This window comes from Roseateles sp. AC306 (assembly GCF_979253795.1).
Genome location: NZ_CEEDEB010000002.1, coordinates 251,449 through 273,400 on the forward strand (window position 1 = coordinate 251,449; position 21,952 = coordinate 273,400).

The window sequence follows — 21,952 nt, forward strand, 5'->3', positions numbered from 1 at the left end:
CGCACATTCCCGGGTCGCGTCGCAGCTTGTCGAGCATGGCGTCGCAGCGCGCGGCCGCCACAACCATGCCAAGGCCGGCAGGCAGCAAGGCCCACACCCCCTTAGCATGCGGCTGATGAACTACCTGATCGGCGATCTGCAAGGCTGCTGCGACGCCTTCGAGCGGCTGCTGGCCCGCATCGACTTTTCGCCCTCGCGGGACCGGCTCTGGCTGCTGGGCGACCTCGTCAACCGCGGGCCCCAGTCTCTGGCCACGCTGCGCCGCCTGCAAGGCCTGGGCAGTGCGGCGACCTGCCTGCTGGGCAACCACGACCTGCACCTGCTCGCCGTCGCCCATGGCGTGAGGCCGGAGCACCGCAGCGACACCCTCGCCCCCATCCTGCAGGCAGACGACCGCGAGCCCCTGCTCCACTGGCTGCGCCACCAGCGCCTGGCCGTCTTCGAGACCGGCTGGCTGATGGTGCACGCCGGCGTGGTTCCCCAATGGAGCCGTGACGACACGCTGGCCCTCGCCGGCGAGGTGGAGGCCGTGTTGCGTGGACCCGCCCTGCCCGACTTCCTGCAAGCCATGTACGGCAACGAGCCGGCACGTTGGCGCCCTGACCTGACCGGCCTGGATCGCCTGCGGTTTACGGTCAACGTGCTCACCCGGCTGCGCTTCTGCACGGCGGACGGCGAGATGGACTTCAAGACCAAGGACGGCGCCGGCGCAGCGCCCGCGGGTTATATGCCGTGGTTCGACGTGCCCGGCCGCCGGACGGCCGGCACACCCATCGCCTTCGGCCATTGGTCCACGCTGGGCCTGCTCGACAGACCCGGCCTGCTGGGGCTGGACACCGGCTGCATCTGGGGCGGCCAGCTGACGGCGGCACGGGTTGACGGCGCGTCGCGGGAAATCATCCAGGTGGCGTGCGAGCGGGCGCAGGCGCCGGGCTCGTAGAATGCGCACCCTTCGGAAGCTTGGGGGAGTGGTTTAACCCAACGGTCTTGAAAACCGTCGGCCGGTAACGGCCCGTGAGTTCGAATCTCACAGCTTCCGCCAGTTCTTTCCATGAACTGGACCACGCCGCGATACCGCACCCGGTCGCGGCAGCGTTGCGAATGGTGCTTCAATGCCATAACGCATCAACCGCGCTGACGCCTTGACACCCACGCACATCGCCGTTGTCGACGACGAAGCCGCCATCACCGAGCTGCTGGCGCATTACCTCGCCGGCCATGGGTTTCGCATCACCCAGCTGCGTTCGGGCCGGGCGCTCATGGAGACCATGGCCGGCGACCCGCCCGAGCTGGTTCTCCTGGACCTCGGCCTGCCCGGTGAAGACGGTTTGGCCATCGCTCGGCAGCTCCGCGAGCACTGGCGCTGTGGCCTCGTCATCATCACGGGCCGGGGCGATGCGGTCGACAAGGTGGTGGGGCTGGAGGTCGGCGCAGACGACTACGTCACCAAGCCTTTCGACCTGCGGGAGCTGGTGGCGCGCATCAAGGCCGTGTTGCGCCGGATCACGCCCGTGCAGCCGGCCGACGCCGCAACGGAGCGTCCCATTGGTGCGCCGCCCCCGGAAGACGCCGGGCGCGAATGCCTGACATTCGGCGGCTGGCGGCTGGATCTGGCAGCCCGCCGGCTGACCGACGCGCAAGGCGCCGAGGTTGTGCTGACGGCGGGTGAGTTCGACCTGCTGCAGACCTTCGCTCAGCACCCGGGCCGCGTGCTGTCGCGCGACTTCCTGCTGTCGCAGACGCGTGGCCGCGAAGCCGGCCCTTTCGACCGCACCATCGATGTCCAGGTTGGCCGCTTGCGCAAGAAGCTCGAGCCTGAGGCGGAGACGCCGCAGATCATCAAGTCGGTGCGCAGTGCCGGCTACCTTTTCACGCCAACGGTCGCGTCCGGCCGCGACGCGAGCGTCTTCCCATGACACCGCCCAGCGCATTGCCAGGCGGTTTCGACGACCACACCGTATTCCGCACGCTGTTCGCCGCCTATCCCGACGGCCTGCTACTCGTCGACGCGGCGGGGCTGATCGTGCTGGCCAATCCGGCAGCCGCCAGCCTGCTGGGGTATGACGTGGAGGCGTTGATCGGCACCAGCGTGGACGCGCTCGTGCCCGACAGCATCCGGCCCCGCCACGCGTCCTACCGCAATGCCTATGCCCACGCGCCCCGCGCCCGGCCGATGGGAACGCAAATGGAACTGGTGGCCAAGCGGGGCGACGGCTCGGAAGTGATGGTCGAGATCGCGCTCAGCCCGCTGCAGGATCATGGGCTGCCCTTCGTCGTGGCGGCGATCCGCGATATCGGCGCCTATCCGCGCGTCAAGCAGGCACTGCAACGCGCGCGCTACAGCGAATACCTCGCCCAGGTGGGTCGCCTGGCGGTCGATGCGCGTGATCCGCAGGTGCTGCTGCAGCAGGTCCCCGCGATTGCGGCCGAGGCGCTCGAGGTGGAAATGGCGCTGGTGTTCCTGCTGGAGAGCAACCGGCTCGAGCTGCGCGTCGCTGGCGGCGTCGGGCTGATCGCCAATGAGGCGCTGGGGTCGACCGTTCCCCATCGTGCTGAGACGCCGCTGGGTTTCGTGCTGGCGCAGGGGCGCCCGGTGGTCATCGAGGACTTCCGCAGCGAACAGCGCTTTGCCGTGCCCGCCAACTACCTGGAGGCCGGGCTGGTCAGCGCGCTCGCCGTGCCGCTGCTGGATCGCGGGCGTGTGATTGGCGCGTTGAAGGTGCGGTCCCGGCAGTTGAAGCGCTTCGGCGACGACGAGCAGCGGTTTCTGGAATCGCTCGCCAACCTGCTGGCGACCTGTCTGCAGCGGGCGCAGACCGAGGAAGCCCTGAATCACGCGCAACGCCTGGAGAGCGTGGGCCAGCTGACGGGCGGCATTGCCCACGACTTCAACAACCTGCTGACCGTCATCCAGGGCAACCTGCAGGTGCTGGAAGAGTTGCCCGCCCTGGCACAGGACGCCTTTGGCCAGCAGCTGGTCAGCGCGGCCATGCGCGCCTCCCGGCGTGGCGCCGAGTTGACGGGCAAGCTGCTGGCCTTCTCGCGCCGCCAGGTCCTGCTGCCCAGCGCCGTCAACGTCCACGGCCTGCTGCATCCCCTGTCGGACATGCTGCGTCGCACGCTGGACCAGCGCATCCACATCAGCGTCGACGTGGCTGAAGACTGCCCCATGGCGCTGGCCGACGCGGGGCAGCTGGAGGCTGCTCTGCTCAACATTGCCATCAATGCGCGCGATGCCATGCTGGACGGCGGCCACCTGCGCTTCAGCGCCGCAGAGGCAGACACGGGCACGCTGCCGGCCAGCGTGCGGGACGATCTCGGCGACGGCCGCTTCATCTGCATCGCCGTGGCCGACAGCGGCACCGGCATGCCGGAGGCGGTGAAGGAACGCGCGTTTGAGCCCTTCTTCACGACCAAGCAGGCCGGCCGAGGCACGGGCCTGGGCTTGAGCGCCGTCTACGGCTTCGTCAAGCAGTCGCACGGGTCCGTGGCGCTGGACAGCGTGATTGGTCAGGGCACGACGATCAGCCTCTACCTGCCGGTCCCCGGTGGCGAAGACCTGGCACCGCTGGAAGGCGATGTCAGCGGTGATGCCGTGCCCCCAGGCTTGAAGGTGCTTGTGGTCGAGGACGATGCCGAGGTGCGCGCCGTGGCCCAGCATTTCCTGGCCGGCATGGGCTGCGTGCTCAGCGTCTGCGCCAGCGCCGAACAGGCGCTGCTGCTGCTCACGCCCGACGCCGACTTCGACCTGCTGCTCACCGATATCGCACTGGGCGCTGGCATGCGCGGCACCGAGCTGGCCCGCATTGCGCAACAGCGCCTGCCGGCGCTGGCCATCCTGCTGATGTCCGGCTTCTCTGCAGAGCTGCTCGACGCCGATCGCGAGTCGCCCGCCGACTGGGAGCTGCTGCCCAAGCCTTACAGCCGCGGCCAGCTGGCGCACGCCATCGCGCGCGTAATCGCCGCTTAGGCGGACCGCACCCGCGCCGCGCGCCGCAGCTCGACGGCATCGGGCTGGCTTCTCGCAACGGGGCCTCGCTCCAGCCTGAACACGCGCAAGGCGGCACTCACCTCGTCGGACTGCGTCACCATCTGCCGGGCCGAACCCGCCAGCTCCTCCACCAGCCCGGCGTTCTGCTGGGTGAAGCCGTCCATCTGCTGGATGACCTCATGCATCTGCGAAATGCCCAGCAGCTGCTCCTGCGCGCCGCGATCGATGTCGCCGATCATGGTGGCGAAGTTCTCCACCGATTGCATCGTCGTGTCTATCGTCGCGCGTGCGTTCTCGGTTTGGCGTTCGGCGGCCTGCACCTGTTCGGTGGAGACCTGGATCAATTGCTTGATCTCGCGCGCGGCGGTCGAACTGCGTTGGGCCAGCGCGCGGACTTCACTGGCCACGACCGCAAAACCGCGCCCGTGTTCGCCCGCGCGCGCCGACTCCACAGCGGCATTGAGCGCCAGGATGTTGGTCTGGAAGGCAATGCTGTCGATGACCTGGATGATGTCGCCGATCTTCTGCGACGAGCGGGCAATGCCCTGCATGGTTTCGGTGACGCCGTGGACGACCTTGGCGCTGCGCCGTGACACCTCGGTGAGTTCCGCCGCCACGCCGCTGGCCAGGTGCGTGGTGTCGGTGCTCTGGCGCACGGTGGCAGTGATCTGCTCCATGCTGGCTGCGGCCTCTTCCAGGCTGGCGGCCTGGGACTCGGTGCGCCGAGCCAGATCCTGGTTGCCCTGGGCAATCTCGCGGCTGACGCGATTCATCTGGTCCAGCTCGCCTCGCGTGTCCGACACCAGCGAGCGCATGTTGACCGCCAGCTGAGCCAGCGACATCTCCAGCCCGCGGCTCTGGTGGCTGCCGCTGGCCTCGAGGTTACGGCTGAGGTCGCCAGCGGCCAGCTGGTTGGCATAGCGCTCGATGTGGCCCAGGCCATGGCGCAGGCGCTGGTGCGCCAACGCCGCCAGCGCGCTCGCAGCCAGGGTGACGGCACCGGCCTCCACCCAGATGCTCTGGCCAGCCAGCAGCCAGCCGACCGCGCCGACGGCTGCATACGCCGGCACCTGGCCCAGCCACGGCACGGACCCGAGCAGGCGGCCCAGCCGCCCGAGCAGATTGCGGCGCTGCAAACGGCCGCCGCGCAGCTCGTGGACCAGCTGGCCGGCCTGCTGCTCGTCTCGCATGCGTGCATACAGCGCCTCGGCCGCCTCAACCTCAGCGCGGCTCGCATGGGAGCGGACCGACATGAAGGCCACCGGCCGGCCGTCTTCCAACAGCGGCGTGACGTTGGCCTGGACCCAGTAGTGGTCGCCATCCTTGCGGCGGTTCTTGACCATTCCTGACCACGGCTGGCCCGCTGCAATGGTGGCCCACATGTCGCGGAAGGCTTCCTCGGGCATGTCGGGATGGCGGATCAGGTTGTGCGGCTGGCCCAGCAGTTCATCGCGGCAGAAACCGCTCGCCGCCACGAAGGCGGCGTTGCAATGCAGGATGCGTCCCTTCAGGTCCGTGGTCGAGACCAGGTTGCGACCGGCGGGGAACTTGTACTCACGCTGGGTGACGGGCAGATTGCTGCGCATGGTTTTTCTCCTTGCCGCTGAAAGGCGCGGCAGCCAGGTTGAAGTTGGGCGGGGGAAGCCCGTGTAGCGAGTGCAGCGAAGGCTCAAGCCGCCAGCAGCAACTGCAATGAGTCGGCCGGTGCGGGTCGGCCGAAGTGATAACCCTGCATCTCGTCGCAGCCCTGCTGCCGCAGGTAGTCGCGCTGCTGCGGGGTTTCAACGCCTTCTGCGACGACGCGCAGGTGCAGGCGATGGGCCAGCGCAATCACCGCGTCGACCAGCGCCGCGCCGTCGGGCTGCTCGCCGATGCGGCGGGTGAAGGACTGATCGATCTTCAGGGAATTGATCGGGAAATGCTGGAGATAGGCCAGGCTGGAGTAGCCGGTACCGAAATCGTCCAGAGACAACGTCACGCCCAGCGCCTTGATTCGCTTGAGCATCTGGATGCCGGCCTCCGGGTCGGTGATCAGCATGCCCTCGGTGATCTCGATCTCCAGCCACTGCGCGTCGACGCGGTGCTGCTGCAACGCTCGCGCGACGACCTCGTCGAGGTCCCCGGCCGCGAACTGCCGCGCCGCGACGTTGACCGCCACGCGCACGAGCGGCTGGCCGGCATCCGCCCAGGCGCGGATTTGCCGGCAGGCCTCATCGATGACCCAGGCGCCGATATCCAGGATCAGGCTGCTCTGCTCGGCCACCGGGATGAAATGCCCCGGCGCCACCAGGCCGCAGCCATTGCGGTTCCAGCGCAGCAGCGCCTCTGCACCGGTGATGCGGCCGGTGATCGCATCGACCTTGGGCTGGTAGTGCAGCACCAGCTCATGGCGCGCCAGCGCACGGCTCAAAGCGGCCTCGACCTCCAGCTTGGCAACCGCCTCGGCGTTCATGTTGCTGGTGTAGAAGCAGAAACGGTTGCGGCCCTGCTCCTTGGCCCGGTACATGGCGGCGTCGGCATCGCGCAGCAGCTCGACTGCGCCGCGGCTGCCGTCCACCGGGTGCAGGCTGATGCCGATGCTGGCGGTCACATAGACGTCTTGTCCGCAGGTCAGCGGCACCGGCGCGGCCAGCGTGGCGAGCAGGTCGCGCGCCAGCGTCGCCACGTCGCTTGGCGCGCCGCAGCCTTCGAGCACCACCAGGAATTCATCGCCACCCAGCCTGCCGAGCAGGTCATCGGCACGCAGGCGTGCCTGCAGGCGGGCGGCGACGCAAACCAGCAGTTCGTCGCCCGCTGGATGGCCCAGGCTGTCATTGACCGTCTTGAAGCCGTCGAGGTCGATGACCATGACCGCCGTGCTCGTGTCGCGGCGCTGCGTGCGCTGCAAGGTCTGCTCCATCCGCTGCTGAAGCAGCAGCCGGTTCGGCAGCGCGGTGAGCGCGTCGTAGTGGGCCAGGCGCTCCAGCTGGGCCTCGACACTCTTGCTGCGGGAGACATCCGTGAATACGCCCACGTAATTCGTGACCTGACCCGCACCATCGTTCACTGCATTCAGGGTCAGCCACTCGGGGTAGACCTCACCGTTCTTGCGGCGATTCCAGATCTCGCCCTGCCAGCGGCCCTCGGCCCGCAGCGTGGCCCACATCTGCCGGTAGAACTCGGGCGCATGGTGACCTGACTGAAGCAGCTTGGCATGCGCACCGATGACGTCCTCGGCGCTGTAGCCGGTGATGGCGGAGAAGGCCACATTGACCGTCTGGATGCGGCAGTCGGCATCGGTAACCATCACACCATCGCGGATGTTCTCGAAGGTCATCGCCCATTGGGGCCAGCGCGCCTGCCGCTGGCACAGCAAGTGCCAGGCGCGCTGCTTTTCTGCCTGTTCGGCGTCCCGTAGCTGCAAGGAGCGGCGATCGCGGTGCAGCAGGAACGCATACAGGAGCAGGCCGGTGATCAACACAAAGGCCATACCCTTGTCGCGGCCGATGTCGGTCAGCGTGGCCACGTCGGGCGCCATCGCCTGCAGGAGACTGTCGGAATAGATGATCCAGGCGCTGCCCAGCGCGGCGTAGATGATGGCCACCCAGGCGGGCTGGCCGTTCGTTGCGCCGGCGGCGGGCGGCTGGGGTGCAGGCCCGGCATCTGCGGCCGGTGTCTGCGAGTAGGTCTGCTCATTCATGCATGACTCCCTGGGTGCTGCCAAGCCGGCTCGATCACTGCAGGGTGTGCCCCGCAGGCGTCAGGCAGCGCTGAATGAAGGCCTCCAGCCGGCTCGCATCGGGGATGCTGATCTCGCGCCGGCCCTTCTCCGGGAAGCAGATCAGCTGCTGCCGAACGAGCTTGGACAGCGCACGGCTGACGGTTTCCAGCGTCATGCCCAGGTAGTTGCCGATCTCGGCGCGAGTCATGCACAGCGTGATCTGGTCGGTGCGCAGGCCACGGCGGGCCAGGCATTCGGCCCAGTAGCGCAGGAAGTCCGCCACTCGGGCGTCGGCGGGCAATGTGCAGACCGACATCATGGAATCACGGTCGCGGACGATCTCGCCGCTCATGGCCTCGTGCACCAGGGCCATCAGCTCGGGATGGCGGGCGCAGGCCGCCAGCAGCGCGTCGTAGCGGATGGCCCAGACTTCACCGGTGTCCATGGCCACCGCATCGCAGGCGTAGCGGCCCTTGGCGATGCCGGCAAAACCCAGCCAGTCACCACGGAACTTCAGCCCGACGACCTGCTCGCGCCCGTCGGCCGACAGGCTCAGCAGCTTGAACATGCCGGAATTGAGGACATAGAGATGGCTGAAGAGTTCGCCGCTCTGGTAGATGGCATCGCCGGCGTGGACGATGCGGCGCTGCGGATTGAGCGTCGTCGCGAGCAGCTGAAGCGTTTCGGAGATGCGCTCGCCGGCGCGGCGGTTGGCACTGTCGTCCTGCACACGGTTGGACGTGAACTCGGCAAGCACTGCGGCGGGCGGGGTGGGCGACGAGCAGGTGTTGTTGCTGAGCATGGCCATCTCCTGGTTATGGAATGAGGTCATGCTAGGCAGCGGCTGCAAATGCCGTGGCAATGCCGAACGTGGCTCGGTGACGCTGTGTGAATGGATTGCAAACGGCGCGTAAGCCGACGGTCACGGCTTGCCGCGGGCACCACCGGGCGCTTGCGTCCTTGATCAAGGTCAAGGCCGGGCGCCGCCGTCTGACTAGGCTTCGCTCCATCGCAAAGACGCGGTTGCGTCCAGGGCATTCGCCATGTATCCCGCCTCCAGGCCGAGCCATCTGACGTCGGCCGACCACCCCACCGTTGACGAGGTGCAGTCGCTGCTCCAGCGCGCCCTGGCGTTGCAGCTCGACGCTGTGCGGCACCAGCAACTGCTGCGGGGCAAGCGACTGGGCCTGATGACCGCCCACCCGGACAGCGAGGACGCACAACTGTTCGAGCAGGCCGCACGGGGCCTCGGCGCGTACGTCGCCCTGATCACGCCACCAACGCAACACAACGAAGCGAATCCACGGCAGCTGGCCGATATAGGCCGCTTGCTGGGCCGGCTCTACGACACCGTGGAGTGCCAGGGCATGAATCCGGACATGGTCAAACGGCTGGCCCGGGCCGGCGACCTGCCGATGTACAACGGCCTGGCCGGCCAAGGGCACTGGACCTGCCAGGTGGCGAATGGCTGGCTGGTTTGCGCTGCGCTGTCGGACCGCAGGCGTTGGCTGATCCAGGCGGTGCTGTTGTCGGCCTTGAGCTAGCCAGCCGGGTCGTCAGCGTCCGCTCAGGGCGCGCCGGTGTACCGCGTGTGAAAGCGCCGCCCCTGCGCATCCATCGCCTGGAGCCACAGCTCGGCCTTGACCGCGCCGACCGGCGTGTAGGCCGCACCCAGCGAGCTCAGCGTGGCCTTGGGTGGCAGCGGCACAGTGGTGTCCAGCACGGTGGGCGCGCCACCGGCTGCCGGGGTGAAGACGCGCTTGATCTCGATGAGGCGCAGGTCAGGGTTGGCGGCGGCCCAGGTCGTCCAGTTGAAGCTCGTGGCGCCGTTCTGCAGCGTGCCGGCCTGCAGATCGACGACACGCAGCTTGAGGTTGGTCGTCAGACCGTCCAGCACAGGGAAGCGCGCGGCGGCCGGGTCGCCAAGCACGTCGGCGCGCAGGTAGGCGCTGCGGGTCTCGCTGACGTTGGCGATCGTGTAGTTCACGAGGTACTTGGCGCCGCGCACGCTGTCCGCGGTGCCGACCCAGCCGACGGCAGCACGTTGGATGGCGAGGTCGCCGACGCCACCGGTCGGGACCAGGCTGGTGGCGCCCCCCGTGCCGGACACGCACAGCGACGGCCGGCTGCAGTAGCCGAAGGGGACGCTGTAATTGCCCGGCATCTGCACCGTGGCCGAGGTGAGCAGTTGCACGGGCGGATTGACGGGAATGGGGTCAGGCGCCTGCGCCTGGATCTCGATCTGCAGGCCGATGCCGGGGTTGGGCGAAAGGCTGGTGTCGACCGTGCCGTCGCCGTTCCGGGCGGCAAAGCCGAGCGGGTAGACAGCGACCGACAGCTTCTTGCCGTTGCCGACCAGGTTCCACTTGTTGGTCGTGGTCGCGGCCTTGTTGTAGCTGACCACGTCGGTGAACTGGTCGACGACCGTGCCGGTCGAGTCGCTGACAAGGGCGCCCACCAGCACCTTGCTGCAGTTGCCCGCGGCAGGGGTGTCGTCGGCGCAGCCCAGCAGCTGGAAGCGGCCGAACTGGCGGTTGGCGGTCGTGTAGACGGAGAGGATGGCGGCGAGGTCGGTGTTGACGCGGCCGTTGTGCTTGTCATACCCGAGCACGAGCGGGTTGGTCAGGATCGTGCTGACGTCGCGGCCCTGGGCGATGAGCTGGTTCAGCGCGGCGCCCAGGTCGTCCAGGCCGGGCAGGTTGCCCAGCAGCGTGGTCGCGCTGGTGGCGGCCTTCAGCGTGGACGTGATGGCATTGGCCGGCGTCGCGCCGGTCGTCTTGAGCAGCTCGGTCTGGGCCATGGGCAGCTCGACAACGACCTCGGCCGTCGGGCCGGCCAGGAACTTGTTGCCGATCTGCAGCACCGGGACATTCAGCTTCGAGCGCGCGAGGTCCACGCGCACGCTCTCGATGAGCAGGTCGTGGGCGCCCTTGTTGGCGGCGAAGCTGGCGTCGGCCAGCAGGTCCAGCGTCGTGATCTTCAGGTCGGAGACCTGGGTCTTGACCAGCGTCTTCAGGAAGTCACCGGCGGCCGCCGTGGCGGTGGCCATCTGGGTCAGTTGACTGGTGCTGGTGGCCGCGGCGGTGAACACCGGTGCGGGCTCGGTGCCCAAGGCCAGCGCGACGACGGCATTGGTCAGCGGCGTGACGTGGCCGACCATGGCGGCGCTGATCGTCGGCACCGTGGAATGCAGCACCTGCATGCCGCCGGCGGCGTCCATGCCGCGCGCCTGGATGAACAGCGGCGCGGCGGGGCTGATGACGGACAGCGTCAGGCTGTAGCTGCCGTCCGCCGCATGCGTGGTGGCCGTGCCGACCGCCTTGCCCTGGCCGTCGATGACGCTGATCTGCGCATTGACGAGCGGCGCGCCGGTGGCCGCCACGCCGCGCAGTGTGGGCGGTGTCGTCGGCGGGGGCGTGCCGGAGTCACCACCGCCTCCTCCGCCACCGCAGGCGGTGAGGAGCAGGGTCAGGACAAGGGCGGCGAGGCGGTACGGCATGGCGCGGTCGGAATCTGGGCTCAGGCCAGTGTGCCGTGCCGGTCCGGCTCGCAGTGGGCCGTTAAGCGGCCGAAATCAGCGGCTGATCTGCACCCAGGACAGTTCGACGAAGTTGTCCGGCCGGTGCACCGGCGTGACATTCGCCCGCGCCGCCCAGGGGATGACCTGGCGGTGCAGCGGGATCACGTTGACCTGCTCGCGCAGCTCGGTCAGCGCGCCGCGGATGAGTTGCTCGCGCTTCTTCGGGTCCTGCTCGACGCTGCTCTGCGCGGCGAGGGCATCTGCCTTGTCGTTGCGGAAGTTGCCATAGTTGTAGTCACCCACCGCCTTGGCGCCCCGGTTGCGGAATACCGGCGTCAGGATGACCTCGGCATCGGTGATGCTGCCGCCCCAGCCGTACATGAAAAGGTTCGTGTCCAGCTTCTCCAGCTTCGGGAAGTACAGCGCCCGCGGCATCGCATTGACCTTGACCTTGACCTTGATCTGCGCCCACATGGCCGCCAGCGCGGTGCAGATCTCCTCGTCGTTGACGTAGCGGTTGTTGGGGCAGTCCAGCGTCACCTCAAAGCCGTCGGCGTAGCCGGCATCCGCCATCAGCTTGCGTGCGGCGGCGAGGTCGTAGGGCAGCCGCGTCTGCAGCGCGGGGTCGTCGAAGGAGGCGTTGGCCGAGGGCGTCAGGCCGCCGGTCGGGACGGACTGGCCCGCCATCAGCTTGGTCTTCAGCGCCTCGACGTCGATGGCCTGATAGAGGGCGCGGCGCACGCGGACGTCCTTGAAGGGGTTCTTGTCACCAGGCGCCTTGCCGTAGAGCAGCTTGTCGCGCGCCTGGTCCATGCCGAGGAAGACAAGGCGGTTCTCCGGGCCGTCGATGACCTTCACGCCGGCCGTGTTGCGCAGCCGGGCCACGTCGCGCGGCGCGGGGTCGTTCACCAGGTCGACCTCGCCCGAGACCAGCGCAGCCAGGCGCGTCGCGTCGCTGGCTATCGGGCTGTAGACCACTTCCTGCACATTGCCAGTGAACTTGTTCCACCAGTTCGGGTTGCGCTTGAGCACGGTCTTGATGCCCGGCTGACGGCTGACCAGCATGAAAGGGCCCGTGCCGTTGGCATTGACGGCCGCGAAGCTCTCTTCCTTGTTCTTGAAGTCCAGCGGCTTGGTCACGCCGTGGGCCTCGCACCACTTCTTGCTGACGATCCAGAGCTGTTCGACATGCTGCAAAAAAATCGGGTTGAAGGCGGTCAGCTGGAAGTCGACGGTCAGGTCGTCGATGCGCTTGGGCACCCCGACGGCGTTCGCATAGACGGCGACCTGCGAGGTCGGCTGCCTGGCGCGCTGCATGGAGAAGACGACGTCATCGGCCGTCAGCGGCGTGCCGTCGTGGAACTTGACCCCGGGGCGCAGCTTGAAGCGCCAGGTCAGCGGGCCGGTCTGCTTCCACTCCGTGGCCAGGCCGGGCACGAGAGCCAGCTTGGCATCGCGGGCGATCAGGCGCTCGTAGACCTGCGAGTTGACGTTGTTGGTCAGCGTCTCGTTCTGCGAGTGCGGGTCCATGGTCTGCGGGTCGCCCTGGCCGGCCCAGCGCAGCGTTTGCGCCGACACACCGCATGCCAAGCCCAACAGGGCCACACCTAACCATCGCTTCATCGCCGATCTCCCAACTGCACGGAAACGGCAGTTTAGGAGGGCCTCAAATCACCTTTTGGCGTTGGGGTTCCAGAGTTCTTCCAAGTGCGGGAAGTTCCAGTTCTCCGGCGGCTCGCGGCCGGCGATGCGGTCCGTCATGCCGGAGGCGGACAGGTCGAGCAGCTGCAGCGGAATCGGCATGCCGGACTTGGTGGAATAGAACACCTTGACCCGCGGCGAGACCAGTGCGGCGGGGTTCTGGTCCACCACGACGGCCAGGCGCCCCGACTGCAGGCGCACCAGCGTGCCCGTCGGGTAGATGCCGACACTCTTCACGAAGGCCTGAAAGATGGCCGGGTCGAACTGGCCCTGCCACTGCGACATGCGCTGCAGCGAGCCGGCCGGGTCCCAGGCGTTCTTGTAGGGCCGCGTCGAGGTGATCGCGTCGTAGACATCGCAGACGGCGCCCATGCGCGCAAACAGGCTGATCTGGTCACCCGCCAGCTTGTGCGGGTAGCCGGTGCCGTCGATCTTCTCGTGGTGGTGCAGGCAGACATCGAGTGCCGAGGCCGGCACCCTGACGCCGTCCTTCAGCAGGTCGAAGCCGCGCTCGGGGTGGCTGCGCATGACGGTGAACTCCGCATCGGTCAGCGCGCCGGGCTTGTTCAGCACCTCCAGCGGCATCTGCATCTTGCCCACGTCGTGCAGCAGGCCGGCCAGGCCCGCCTCGCGCACCCCGTCATCGCTGAGGCCCATGTGGCGACCCAGGGCCACCATCAGCCCGCAGACGGCGACCGAGTGCATATAGGTGTAGTCGTCCCGGGTCTTGAGCCGGGCCAGGCTGACGAAGGCGGAGGGGTTGCGCGCCAGTGATGAGGTCACCTCGTCGACGATGGGCAGGCAGACCTCGCTGTCTATGGCCTTGCCGAGCCGCGCTTCGCCGAACAAGGCGGTGACGGCGACCTTGGCGCGGCCCAGCACCTGGGCGGCGCGGTCCAGCTCGGCCTCCATGCTGACGCGCTGCACCGGGGCGGCTCTTGCAGAGGCGGTGGCTGGCGCGGCGACCGGCACAGCCGCCGGCATGACGGGGCTCGCCGGTTCGCCGGCAGGCAGGTCGGCGCCCTTGGCATCGTCTATCCACACGGCCGGCACGCCACTCGCCTTGAGCGCGGCCAGGTCGGCCGGGTCGGTCAGCACGAACTTGGTCTTCCAGAACGGATGCGACAGCCATGCCCCTTCCATTGCCTGAAGGTACATGCCCAGCCTCACCTCGTCGGTCGGGATCTTCTTCAACATGACCACGCTGCCTGTGTAACGCCCAGTATCACTGCCGCTCACCCGAGCCGGTGTGCAGCTCCGCACGCTTTCGGCGGTGGCAGCCTCACGGTGTTTTCGCTAGGTCAGCTCGCGCGCAACGGGCAACAAAAAGCCGCCTCGAAGGGCGGCTCGTCGGCAGGCTGGATGCCCAGCTCAGCGGAACTTGCCTTGCGGCACGGTGGCCAGTTCGGTGGGCAGCGTGCTGATGTAGTTGGCGATGGCCTTCAGTTCGGCATTGCTGAACTGCTTGACCTGACCCGCCATGACACCGTTGCTGCGGCCGACGTTGCGGTTTTTCTCGATCTTGTAGGACTTGAGCGCCACGGTCAGGTAGTCGGCATGCTGGCCGGCCAGCTTGGGGTAGCTCGGGTCGATGGGCTTGCTGAAGTTGGCGCCGTGGCAGGAGATGCAGGCGCCCTTGGTCAGCAGGTCGGCGACGTTGGCCGGCGCGGCGGGCACGCTGTCGGGGACGGCCGGCTTCTTGGCCTGCTGCTCATAGAAAGCCGCCACGTCGGCCATGTCCTGATCGCTCAGCGAGCCGGCAATGCCGCCCATGGTCGGATGCTTGCGTTCGCCCTTGGCATAGGCCTGCAGCGAAGCGACGATGTATTTGGCGTTCTGGCCCGAGATCATCGGCACCTTGTGGATTTCGGGGAAGCTGGCCTGGTAGCCAACGATGCCATGGCAGCCGATGCACATCGCGATCTTCTTCTCGCCCGCTTTCACGTCCTGCGCCTGGGCGGCAACACCACCGAAAGCGGCGGCCAGGGCAAGCGAGATCTGCAGCAGTTTTTTCATGTCTCGATGGAGGTCGGGTTCTGTAGCGGCGGCGATTATAGGAGGCCTCCTATACTGAATCGAACTCCCCCCAGCCCCGGTTTTCCCCATGAAATTCCAAGGTTCTGATCAATACGTTGCCACCGCTGACCTGAAGCTGGCGGTCAACGCCGCGGCCACTTTGCAACGGCCGCTGCTCATCAAGGGCGAACCCGGCACCGGCAAGACCATGCTGGCCGAGGAGGTGGCCGGCGCCCTCGGCATGCCGCTGCTTCAGTGGCACATCAAAAGCACGACCAAGGCCCAACAGGGCCTGTATGAGTACGACGCCGTCAGCCGGCTGCGCGACAGCCAGCTCGCCGGTATCGAGGGCAGCGAGCGGGTCAAGAACATCGAGAACTACATCGTCAAGGGCGTGCTGTGGCAGGCGTTCGAGGCCGAACAGCCGGTCGTGCTGCTCATCGACGAGATCGACAAGGCCGACATCGAGTTCCCGAACGATCTGCTGCGCGAGATCGACCGCATGGAGTTCTACGTCTACGAGACCCGCCAGCTCATCAAGGCACGGCACCGGCCACTGGTCTTCATCACGTCGAACAACGAGAAGGAGCTGCCGGACGCCTTCCTGCGCCGCTGCTTCTTCCACTACATCAAGTTCCCCGATGCACCAACGATGCAGAAGATCGTCGACGTGCACTTCCCGACGCTCAAGAAGGACCTGCTCGCCGCCGCGCTGAAGAACTTCTACGACGTGCGCAACCTGCCCGGCCTGAAGAAGAAGCCCAGCACCTCGGAGCTGATCGACTGGCTCAAGCTGCTGGTGGCGGAGGACGTGCCGGTGGACGCGCTGCAGGCCAGGGATGACAAGGTCAGCATCCCGCCGCTGGTGGGCGCGCTGCTCAAGAACGAACAAGACCTGACCTTGTTCGAGAAACTCGTATTCATGCAGAAGAACAACCGCTGATGGCACAAGACTTTGACCGCGCACTGCGCGAAGGACTGGCCGACGCCGTCGGCTTCGTCGGTGGCGCGCTGGCCGGCTGGTGGCTGGGCCGCCTGCTCGGCGTCGACTTCATTGCCAGCGATGACTGGAATGCGCAGCAGATGGGCGCCCTGGTGCTCATCGTGGTCGGCTGCGGCGTGGGCCGCTGGGCGGCGCGCAAGGTGATGCTGAAAGACAGGCCTTGAAGCCCGTCCTGCCGGTGACGTTGGCGGCTGGCCCCATCCGCTTGGTGCCGCTGACGCCGGACCACGTGCCCGGCCTGCAGGCCGCCGCCGCAGACGGCGAGCTGTGGAACCTGCGCTTCACCAGCGTGCCGGCACCGGACGAGACGCACGCCTATGTCGAGACGGCGCTTGCCGGCCAGGCCGCGGGCCACCGCCTGCCCTTCGCCGTGCTGGACGCGGACACCGGCGAGGTGCTGGGCTCGACCAGTTATCACGACATCGTGCCGGCCGTCGAGCGCGTCGAGATCGGCTACACCTGGTATGCCCAGCGTGTGCAGCGCAGCGCCGTCAACACGACCGCCAAGCTGCTGCTGCTGACGCATGCCTTCGAGACGCTGGGCGCACAGCTCGTGGGCTGGCGCACCGACAACTTCAATCACGCCTCACAGCGCGCCATCAAGCGCCTGGGCGCCAAGCGCGACGGCGTGATCCGCCACCACGCGCTGCGCCGCGACGGCACGGTGCGCGACACCGTGATGTACAGCCTGACCGTGGGCGAATGGCCCGAGGTCAAGGCGCACCTGAACTGGCAACTGAGCCGACAGAGAACATGAACAACAAGACCAAGGCCTTCGATGTCGAATCTCTCTGGGCCTTGGATCGCATCGGCGAACCCAGCCTCTGCCCCGATGGCTCCCAGGCCGTGGCCGCCGTCACCCGGCATTCGATGGACAGCAACAAGGCGCAGACCAGCCTGTGGCTGTTCTCGACACTGGGCGGCCAGCCGCGCCGCCTGACCGAGGCGGGCGAGAAGGATGGCCAGCCGCAGTGGAGCCCCACCGGTGAACTGATCGCCTTCACCGCCAGACGCGAACGAGGCGGCGAGCGCGATGAGGAGCCCCAGCTCTACGTCATTGCGCCGGACGGCGGCGAGGCGCGTCGCGTCGGCTCAGTGCCTGCCGGTATCGAAGCCTTCAAGTGGTTCCCCGACGGCCGGCGCATCGCCTTCGTGAGCTGGGTCTGGCCCGACCGCAAGGCTGCAGTTCAAGGCCAGACGCTGAAGGATTTCAAGGCCCGCAAGGAAACCGCCTACGTCACCGAAGAGGCGCTCTACCGCTTCTGGGATCACCACATCCCCATGGACCGCGTGCCTCGTCTGCATGTGATGGACGTGGGCACGGGCAAGGCGCGTGACCTGTTCGAGGGCACGGCGCTGGAGCTGAGCCGCGCCGAGCCGGACGTGAACACCTTCGACATCTCACCCGACGGCCGCCGCATCGCCTTCGCCTTCGACCCGGCAGCCGAAAAGAAGTTGGACGGCCGTTACGCGCTGGCCGAGATCGACGTGCGGACACGTCGCGTGCAGACGCTGTTGCAGGACGCCGGCTGGCATTTCGCCGCGCCGCGCTACAGCCATGGCGGCGCCCACCTCGCCTTTCTCGCCAGCCACCAGGCGCTGGGCCACAACCGGCCCGACCAGCTCGCCGTGCTGGACCAGCGCGGCAACTGGGCGGTGTTCAGCGGCGACTGGGATCACGAGGTCAGCGCGCCGCTGCGCTGGGCCGAGGACGACCAGGCCGTGCTGTTCGCCGCCGAGGACCGCGGCCGCCGCCACCTGTGGCAGTTCGCGCTGGGCGACTGCCGGGCGGACCTCGTCTTTGAAGGCGGCCATGTCGGCAGCTTTGCGCAGGCTGCCGGCTTCACGGTCGTGCACCACGACAGCGTTCAATTCCCGCCGCGGCTGTCGGTGCTGGACCACGACGCGAGCCCGCGCCGAATCGAGTTGCTCAACGACGAGCGCCTGGCCGCCCACGCCTTCGGCCGCCACGAGGAAGTGACGATCAAGGGCGCACGCGGCGACGACGTGCAGATGTGGCTCATCTACCCGCCCGGCTTCGACGCGAAGAAGAAGCACCCCGTCATGCACGCCATCCACGGCGGCCCGCACACCGCCTTCGGCGACAGCTGGCATTGGCGCTGGAACCACCAGGTGTTCGCGGGCCAGGGCTATGTGGTGGCCTGCGTCAACTATCACGGCTCGTCCAGCTTCGGCCACGAGTTCCTGGACTGCATCACGGGCCACTGGGGCGAGTACGAGCTGCAGGATGTCGAGGCCGGTACCGACTGGCTGCTGCAACAACGCTGGGTTGCAGCAAAGCGCATCGTCGCCACCGGCGGCAGCTACGGCGGCTACATGGTGGCGTGGATGAACGGCCATGTGCAGGCCGGCCGCTACCAGGCCTATGTCTGCCACGCCGGCTGCTACGACTGGCAGGCCATGTACGCCGACGACGCCTACAGCTGGCACCGCAAGGAGCTGGGCGGCGCCTACTGGGACGACCCGGCTCGCGTCGCCGCGCAGAGCCCGCACTCGTTCGCGCAGCACTTCAAGACGCCCACCCTCGTCATCCACGGCGCGCTGGACTACCGCGTGCCCGACGCCCAGGGCCTGGCCTACTACAACACACTGAAATCGCTGGGCGTGCCCTCGCGCCTGGTGTGGTTCCCGGACGAGAACCACTGGGTGCTGAAGCCTCGCAACAGCCGGCTCTGGTATGGCGAATTCTTTGCCTGGCTGGCGCGCTACGCGGGTGAGCGGCCCACCCGGCAGCGCGCGCCAGGCCTCAGGGTCGGCTCTGCATAATCCGCAGAACCCGAACCCGCCCGATCCATGCTGAGCCAGCCCTTCCACGTGCCTCGGTACCTGACCTTGCTTGAAGCGCCACCGGCCGGCCGGATGCACGTTGCCATCCGCGCAAGTCGGGCGCCGCAATGAGCGAAGCGGCAGCAGATCCATCCGGGCACGATGCGCCAAAGCCACCGGAAGATCCGGACGAGCCCACCATCATCCTGGCAGCTCAGCTGACGCCCGGGCACACCCTCCCGCCGGGCACGCGCCTGCACGACTACCGCATTGACCGGGTGCTGGGCGAAGGCGGTTTCGGCATCGTCTATCTCGCCACCGACATCTCCCTTGAGCGGCAGGTCGCCATCAAGGAATACCTGCCTTTTTCGATGGCCACCCGCGCCGGCCAGTCGCTGACGGTGCTCGTCAAGTCGCCCAGCCACCAGGAAACCTTTTCGATCGGGCTGAGGAGCTTCGTCAACGAGGCCAAGCTGCTGGCCCGTTTCGACCATCCGGCGCTGGTCAAGGTGCATCAGTTCTGGGAGGCCAATGGCACTGCCTACATGGCCATGCCCTACTACCAGGGGCCGACGCTGAAGGCCGCGCTGGCCAAGCTCGGGCGGCTGCCGACCGAGAGCGAGGTGCGCGCCTGGCTCATGCCGCTGCTGGATGCGTTGGAGGTGCTGCACAAGGAACACTGCTACCACCGCGACATCGCGCCGGACAACATCCTGCTCACCGATCACGGGCCGCTGTTGCTTGACTTCGGCGCCGCACGCCGCGTCATCGGCGACCTCACGCATGCCCTGACCGCCATGCTCAAGCCGGGCTTCGCGCCCATTGAGCAGTACGGCGACATGCCTGGCATCAGCCAGGGGCCCTGGACCGACATCTTCGCGCTGGCCAGCGTGCTCTACGCCGCCATCAGCGGCGGCCGCACCGTGGCCTCCGTCGAGCGCCTGCTCAACGACGGCCTCCGCCCGCTGTCCACGGTGGCTGCCGGCCGCTGCGGCAACGCCTTCCTTGCGGCCATCGACACCGCGCTCGCCATCCACCCCAAGGACCGGCCGCAGTCCATTGCCGAGTTCCGCGCGCTGCTCACCGCCGGCGACACCCAGGCGCTCGATCTGTTTGAACTGCGCGCGCTGGGCGCCCCATTGGCCGGCGAGACGATGTTGATACCGGACTTCGACCCGACCCAGGCGGTAACCGGCAACCCCGTCCTGATGCAGCGCGAGCCCTCACCACTCGCGCCACCTGCACCGCCCGCGCCGAGGCCGCCACCGCCCGCACCTGCCCCCAAGCTCACGCCAGCGGTGCCGCCCGCCGCGCCCGCGCCTCGCCAGGCGGCGTCCAGTGCCATGTCTGCGCAGGCGCCCGTGCCGGGCCGGGTCCTCGTCCTGAGCCTGGCCGGCTCGGCGGTACTGGCCGCGGTGGCCTGGGGCGGCTATGCCATGCTGTCCCCACCGGCACCTTCGCCAATGCTGCCAACGCCCTCCCCGGCAGCATCAGCCGTCCCGGGTCCCGCAACGTCGGTGACCGCCTCAGCCCCCCAACCGAGCCCGGCAGCCTCAGCGTCGGACACCCCCGCCTCTGCGGCCGTACTGCCGCCCGCCGCAACGCCAGCCTCTGCGCCAGCCCCCTCACCGGCAGCCTCGGCGCGGACACCCACCACTGCGGCCCCGGCAGCGCCAAAACCACGCACGACCGTGGCCGCTCCCGCCGAGACGAGAGGCGCAAAGTGCAGTGATATTCTGCAAAAAGCCTCACTGGAACCGCTCACTGCGGGTGAGACCGCCTATCTGAAGAGGGAATGTCGATGAGTCGCGCCGGCCACACGAATCGCATCAACTTTTCAGTGAGCCTGGGGCGCGCGGCGATGCTTGGCTGCCTGGCTCTTGCGGCCCTGCTGGCCGGCTGCCTCGAGACGGCGCCGAAGCAGCCCACGGTATCGACCAACGAGCTGTCCTTCAGCGAGGCCATCGTCGTGGCGACCGATGGCCTGGTGGCCCAGACGCAGAAGATGCCCGCCTTCCTGGCGAAGGTGGAGTCCAAGATCGCCAAGAAGAGCGTCGTCGTTGACCCCACGATCGATGCGACCAGCGGCCAGCAGACGCAGGCCACGCAACTGCTCGAGCGTCGCATCGGCGAGCGCCTGGCAGCCCGCACGGAGGGCAGCTTCGACCTGCTGCCTTTCAAGACGGAGAACCTGTCCAGGGTTCAATACCTGCTGACCGGCACGCTGACCCGGCTGCTGGACGTGCCCGGCAAGCGGTCATTGCAGATCAACCTCGCCTTGGTGGAGATCAAGACGGGTCGCGTGGTGGCGCAGGCCTCGGCACTGGCCCGCGACGACGGTCTCAACCACACACCCCTGGCGATCTACCAGGACAGCCCGGTGCTGGTGAAGGACAAGGTGGTGGACGGCTACATCAGCACGGCGTTGACGGCGCCGGGCGGCGCGGCCAACGGCCTGTACATGGAGCGCGTCGCGGTGGCCAGCGTCATCAACGAGGCCGGCAGCCTCTACAACGCCGAGCGCTACCCGGAATCACTGTCCAGGTACCAGGAGGCCCGCACCCAGGCCGGCGGCGAGCAGTTGCGCACCCTGAACGGCATCTACCTCAACTACGTCAGGCTCGGGCGCGCCGCCGAGGCCGAGGCCGCCTTTGGCCAGATCGTGGCCTACGGGCTGCGGTCCAACAAGCTGGACGTGAAATTTCTCTTCAACCCTGGCAGCAGCTCGGAGTTCTGGTCCGACACCAAGGTCAGCGGCGCCTATCCGATGTGGATCAGGATGATCGCCAAGGAGAGCGCCGGCGCCCGCGTCTGCATGGTCATCGTCGGGCACACCAGCCGCACCGGCTCGGAGCAGACCAATGACACGCTGTCGCTGCAACGCGCCAGCTTTATCCAGCAGCGTCTGGCGGCCGAGACCTCGGTGCTGGCCCAGCGCATCAAGGCCAGCGGCATGGGCTGGCGAGAGAACCTGGTGGGCAGCGGCAGCGACAACGCGGTGGATGCGCTGGACCGACGCGTTGAATTCCGCGTGGAGCCCTGCCGGTGACGAGCCCCTCGCCCGGTCTTGCCGCGCTGGACGCGGACAAGCCCGGTCGGTCCCCCGTGGGGACGGCGATGCTTGCGGATTGAGCCGCAAGCACATCGCCTAACGGGCCGGCTTGGGAGGGGAGCGGCCCGCGCTCTGCCCGAAGACTTATGAGTACCACCCGCTTCCAAATGAGCTGGAGAGGG

17 protein-coding genes and 1 tRNA gene are annotated in these 21,952 nt (G+C 67.8%); 11 read left to right on the top strand and 7 right to left on the bottom strand.

What is annotated here, in order from left to right; all coding sequences use genetic code 11:
• Window positions 1-115 precede the first annotated feature (115 nt).
• From AC0IZJ_RS05910 to AC0IZJ_RS05925, 4 genes are all read left to right on the top strand, one after another.
• Window positions 116-940, top strand: a complete 825-nt coding sequence (locus AC0IZJ_RS05910; RefSeq protein WP_471847630.1) for a symmetrical bis(5'-nucleosyl)-tetraphosphatase — start codon at window positions 116-118, stop codon at window positions 938-940.
• A gap of 14 nt (window positions 941-954) precedes the next feature.
• Window positions 955-1,042 (top strand) — tRNA-Ser (locus tag AC0IZJ_RS05915).
• A gap of 100 nt (window positions 1,043-1,142) precedes the next feature.
• Window positions 1,143-1,916 carry a response regulator gene (locus AC0IZJ_RS05920; protein WP_471847632.1) on the top strand — a complete coding sequence of 258 codons (774 nt, stop codon included), beginning with the start codon at window positions 1,143-1,145 and terminating at the stop codon, window positions 1,914-1,916.
• Window positions 1,913-3,970, top strand: coding sequence for a GAF domain-containing protein (locus AC0IZJ_RS05925; RefSeq protein ID WP_471847634.1), 2,058 nt, complete (start codon window positions 1,913-1,915; stop codon window positions 3,968-3,970). The genes AC0IZJ_RS05920 and AC0IZJ_RS05925 overlap by 4 nt, the downstream gene beginning before the upstream one ends.
• Here AC0IZJ_RS05925 and AC0IZJ_RS05930 read toward each other — a convergent pair.
• The 3 genes from AC0IZJ_RS05930 to AC0IZJ_RS05940 all read right to left on the bottom strand — a co-directional run bounded on the left by AC0IZJ_RS05930 (window position 3,967) and on the right by AC0IZJ_RS05940 (window position 8,523).
• Window positions 3,967-5,577, bottom strand: coding sequence for a methyl-accepting chemotaxis protein (locus tag AC0IZJ_RS05930; protein ID WP_471847636.1), 1,611 nt, complete (start codon window positions 5,575-5,577; stop codon window positions 3,967-3,969). The genes AC0IZJ_RS05925 and AC0IZJ_RS05930 overlap by 4 nt on opposite strands.
• An 83-nt stretch (window positions 5,578-5,660) precedes the next feature.
• Window positions 5,661-7,670 carry a putative bifunctional diguanylate cyclase/phosphodiesterase gene (locus AC0IZJ_RS05935; protein ID WP_471847638.1) on the bottom strand — a complete coding sequence of 670 codons (2,010 nt, stop codon included), beginning with the start codon at window positions 7,668-7,670 and terminating at the stop codon, window positions 5,661-5,663.
• Between the two features lie 34 nt (window positions 7,671-7,704).
• Window positions 7,705-8,523, bottom strand: coding sequence for a Crp/Fnr family transcriptional regulator (locus AC0IZJ_RS05940; protein WP_471847640.1), 819 nt, complete (start codon window positions 8,521-8,523; stop codon window positions 7,705-7,707).
• A 211-nt stretch (window positions 8,524-8,734) separates the two neighbouring features.
• On the opposite strand from AC0IZJ_RS05940, the gene AC0IZJ_RS05945 reads away from it, so the two are divergent.
• The gene (locus tag AC0IZJ_RS05945; protein ID WP_471847642.1) at window positions 8,735-9,235 is read left to right on the top strand and encodes a hypothetical protein; all 501 of its coding nucleotides are present in this window, start codon (window positions 8,735-8,737) and stop codon (window positions 9,233-9,235) included.
• 23 nt (window positions 9,236-9,258) lie between these two features.
• Here AC0IZJ_RS05945 and AC0IZJ_RS05950 read toward each other — a convergent pair whose 3' ends face one another.
• The 4 genes from AC0IZJ_RS05950 to AC0IZJ_RS05965 all read right to left on the bottom strand — a co-directional run bounded on the left by AC0IZJ_RS05950 (window position 9,259) and on the right by AC0IZJ_RS05965 (window position 14,928).
• The gene (locus tag AC0IZJ_RS05950; RefSeq protein ID WP_471847644.1) at window positions 9,259-11,190 is read right to left on the bottom strand and encodes a hypothetical protein; all 1,932 of its coding nucleotides are present in this window, start codon (window positions 11,188-11,190) and stop codon (window positions 9,259-9,261) included.
• Window positions 11,191-11,265: 75 nt separating this feature from the next.
• Complete coding sequence (locus AC0IZJ_RS05955; protein WP_471847646.1) at window positions 11,266-12,834, bottom strand: ABC transporter substrate-binding protein; 1,569 nt, start codon at window positions 12,832-12,834, stop codon at window positions 11,266-11,268.
• Window positions 12,835-12,882: 48 nt separating this feature from the next.
• Window positions 12,883-14,109, bottom strand: a complete 1,227-nt coding sequence (locus AC0IZJ_RS05960) for an HD-GYP domain-containing protein (RefSeq protein WP_471847648.1) — start codon at window positions 14,107-14,109, stop codon at window positions 12,883-12,885.
• Window positions 14,110-14,283: 174 nt separating this feature from the next.
• Window positions 14,284-14,928, bottom strand: a complete 645-nt coding sequence (locus AC0IZJ_RS05965; RefSeq protein WP_471847650.1) for a c-type cytochrome — start codon at window positions 14,926-14,928, stop codon at window positions 14,284-14,286.
• An 88-nt stretch (window positions 14,929-15,016) separates the two neighbouring features.
• Here AC0IZJ_RS05965 and AC0IZJ_RS05970 point away from each other — a divergent pair, with 88 nt between their 5' ends.
• The 6 genes from AC0IZJ_RS05970 (at window position 15,017) to AC0IZJ_RS05995 (ending at window position 21,767) form a co-directional block, all read left to right on the top strand.
• Window positions 15,017-15,871 (top strand): AAA family ATPase, encoded by an 855-nt coding sequence (locus tag AC0IZJ_RS05970; RefSeq protein ID WP_471847652.1) that lies wholly within the window; start codon window positions 15,017-15,019, stop codon window positions 15,869-15,871.
• A complete protein-coding gene (locus AC0IZJ_RS05975; protein ID WP_471847654.1) occupies window positions 15,871-16,095 on the top strand; it encodes a hypothetical protein in 225 nt (74 codons plus the stop codon). Before AC0IZJ_RS05970 ends, AC0IZJ_RS05975 begins: the two co-directional genes overlap by 1 nt.
• Entirely contained in the window at window positions 16,092-16,688 is a 597-nt protein-coding gene (locus AC0IZJ_RS05980; RefSeq protein WP_471847656.1) for a GNAT family N-acetyltransferase, read from the top strand. Before AC0IZJ_RS05975 ends, AC0IZJ_RS05980 begins: the two co-directional genes overlap by 4 nt.
• Complete coding sequence (locus tag AC0IZJ_RS05985; protein ID WP_471847658.1) at window positions 16,685-18,718, top strand: S9 family peptidase; 2,034 nt, start codon at window positions 16,685-16,687, stop codon at window positions 18,716-18,718. The genes AC0IZJ_RS05980 and AC0IZJ_RS05985 overlap by 4 nt, the downstream gene beginning before the upstream one ends.
• Window positions 18,719-18,846: 128 nt before the next feature.
• The gene (locus AC0IZJ_RS05990; protein WP_471847660.1) at window positions 18,847-20,523 is read left to right on the top strand and encodes a serine/threonine-protein kinase; all 1,677 of its coding nucleotides are present in this window, start codon (window positions 18,847-18,849) and stop codon (window positions 20,521-20,523) included.
• Entirely contained in the window at window positions 20,520-21,767 is a 1,248-nt protein-coding gene (locus AC0IZJ_RS05995; protein ID WP_471847662.1) for an OmpA family protein, read from the top strand. The genes AC0IZJ_RS05990 and AC0IZJ_RS05995 overlap by 4 nt, the downstream gene beginning before the upstream one ends.
• Window positions 21,768-21,952: the final 185 nt, after the last annotated feature.